The organism is Pseudomonas sp. Sample_24 (assembly GCF_004307605.1).
Classification (GTDB): domain Bacteria; phylum Pseudomonadota; class Gammaproteobacteria; order Pseudomonadales; family Pseudomonadaceae; genus Aquipseudomonas.
On record NZ_RCNW01000127.1, the window covers coordinates 2,684 to 5,288 of the forward strand.

Consider the following 2,605-nt stretch of genomic DNA (forward strand, 5'->3'; position numbering starts at 1 on the left):
GAAATGTGGCAGTTCCACCCGACCGGCATCGCCGGCGCCGGTGTACTGGTTACAGAAGGTTGCCGTGGTGAAGGTGGTTACCTGATCAACAAGCACGGCGAGCGTTTCATGGAGCGTTATGCTCCGAACGCCAAAGACCTTGCCGGTCGTGACGTAGTTGCCCGTTCGATGGTTAAAGAAATCATCGCCGGCAATGGTTGCGGTCCGAATGGCGACCACGTAATGCTCAAGCTCGACCACCTGGGCGAGGAAGTGCTGCACAGTCGTCTGCCAGGCATCTGCGAACTGTCGAAGACTTTCGCACACGTTGACCCGGTGGTTGCTCCGGTTCCGGTTGTTCCGACCTGCCACTATATGATGGGCGGCGTTGCCACCAACATTCATGGCCAAGCGATCACTCAGGACGCTGACGGCGCCGACGCCATCATCCCTGGCTTGTTCGCCGTGGGCGAAGTGGCTTGCGTATCGGTTCACGGTGCCAACCGTCTGGGCGGCAACTCGCTGCTCGACCTGGTGGTATTCGGTCGCGCTGCCGGCCTGCACCTGGAAAAGGCGCTGACCGACGGTATCGAATACGACGACGCCACCGACGCCAACATCGAAGCTGCCTTGGCGCGCCTGTCCGCTCTGAACGAGCGTACCGAGGGCGAAGACGTGGCGACCCTGCGTCGCGAGCTGCAAAACTGCATGCAGAACTACTTCGGTGTATTCCGTACCGGCGAATACATGCAGAAGGGTATTGCCCAGCTGGCCGATCTGCGCAAGCGCATCGCCAACGTCAAGATCAACGATAAGTCGCAAGCGTTCAACACCGCGCGTATCGAAGCTCTGGAACTGCAAAACCTGCTGGAAGTGGCTGAAGCTACCGCCATCGCTGCCGAAGTTCGTAAAGAGTCCCGCGGCGCTCACGCCCGTGAAGACTTCGAAGATCGTGACGACGAAAACTGGCTGTGCCACACCCTGTACTTCCCGGGTGACAAGCGCGTGACCAAGCGTGCTGTGAACTTCTCGCCGAAGACTGTTCCGACTTTTGAACCTAAGATTCGGACTTATTAAGGGTGGCCGCCATGTTGCAAGTCAGCGTTTATCGTTACAACCCTGATCAGGACGCCGCGCCGTTCATGCAGGAATTCCAGGTCGATACCGGTGGTAAAGACCTGATGGTGCTGGACGTACTGGCCCTGATCAAAGAGCAGGACGAAGGTTTCTCCTATCGTCGCTCTTGCCGTGAAGGCGTATGTGGTTCCGACGGCATGAACATCAACGGCAAGAACGGCCTGGCCTGCGTCACGCCACTGTCTGCTGTTGTAAAAGGTAACAAGTTGATCGTTCGTCCTCTGCCAGGTTTGCCGGTTATCCGTGACCTGGTCGTCGATATGAGCATCTTCTACAAGCAATACGAGAAGGTTAAGCCATTCCTGCAGAACGACACGCCGGCTCCGGCCATCGAGCGTCTGCAGTCCCCGGAAGAGCGTGAAAAGCTCGACGGTCTGTACGAGTGCATTCTGTGCGCTTGCTGCTCGACCTCTTGCCCATCCTTCTGGTGGAACCCGGACAAGTTCCTGGGCCCGGCTGCCCTGCTGCAAGCGTACCGCTTCCTGGCAGACAGCCGCGATACCAAGACTACCGAGCGACTGGCTTCGCTGGATGACCCGTTCAGCGTATTCCGCTGCCGCGGGATCATGAACTGCGTCAACGTATGTCCGAAAGGCCTGAACCCGACTAAGGCCATCGGTCACATCCGTAACATGTTGCTGCAAAGCGGCGTGTGATTCAGCTGCTGCAAATGTAGTACCGCTGTACCCGTAGATGCTGCGGCGCAGGCTTCAACCGGCGCCGTAGTTTTAACCTGAGCAGCAGCTTATAAGGCTGCGGCTCTTATTTTGAAGAAATGAGACAAGCAGGGGCATCCGGGCTGGTACCCGGACTATCAGTGTGATCCTAGTGGCTTGTTTTGGTCGCTGCATTCGGACTTCTGCAAGTTTGCTCGGTGTCGACACCGGTGGTGTTCCCCTAACCGAGGGTGACCAAGCATGCAAGAAAGCGTGATGCAGCGCATGTGGAACAGCGCCTACCTATCCGGTAGTAACGCTGCCTATGTGGAAGAGCTCTACGAGCTCTACCTGCACGACCCTAACGCTGTGCCAGAAGAGTGGCGCACCTACTTCCAGAAGTTGCCAGCTGACGGCAACTCTGCCACCGATGTTTCGCACTCCACAATTCGCGATCATTTCGTCTTGCTGGCAAAGAACCAGCGCCGCGCCCAACCGGTTTCCGCCGGCAGCGTGAGCAGTGAGCACGAGAAGAAGCAAGTTGAAGTGCTGCGATTGATCCAGGCCTACCGTATGCGTGGCCACCAGGCAGCCCAGCTTGACCCGCTGGGGCTGTGGCAGCGTCCTGCACCTGCAGACCTGTCGATCAATCATTACGGCTTGACCAATGCCGATCTTGATACGACCTTCCGTGCCGGCGACCTGTTCATCGGCAAAGAGGAAGCGAGCCTACGCGAAATTCACGAAGCGTTGCAGCAGACATATTGCCGCACCATCGGCGCTGAATTCACGCACATCACCGATTCCGAGCAGCGCCAGTGGTTCCAGCAGCG

At 57.8% G+C, this 2,605-nt stretch carries 2 protein-coding genes and 1 pseudogene; all 3 read left to right on the forward strand.

The features are described 5' to 3' along the window. Positions 1-1,056 (forward strand): FAD-binding protein (locus D8V06_RS06360; protein ID WP_241667784.1); only part of this gene is annotated, 1,056 nt, incomplete at its 5' end. An 11-nt stretch (positions 1,057-1,067) separates the two neighbouring features. After that, positions 1,068-1,772: a succinate dehydrogenase iron-sulfur subunit gene (locus tag D8V06_RS06365; RefSeq protein WP_056852962.1), complete on the forward strand. Its 705-nt coding sequence runs from the start codon at positions 1,068-1,070 to the stop codon at positions 1,770-1,772. Between the two features lie 261 nt (positions 1,773-2,033). Continuing rightward, positions 2,034-2,605, forward strand: a pseudogene (locus tag D8V06_RS06370) (2-oxoglutarate dehydrogenase E1 component); the annotation flags it as partial.

What these genes read in the sequence shown, in the direction of transcription:
- D8V06_RS06365 (WP_056852962.1), top strand. Translation starts at nt 1,068, where the DNA reads ATGTTGCAAGTCAGCGTTTATCGTTACAACCCTGATCAGGACGCCGCG.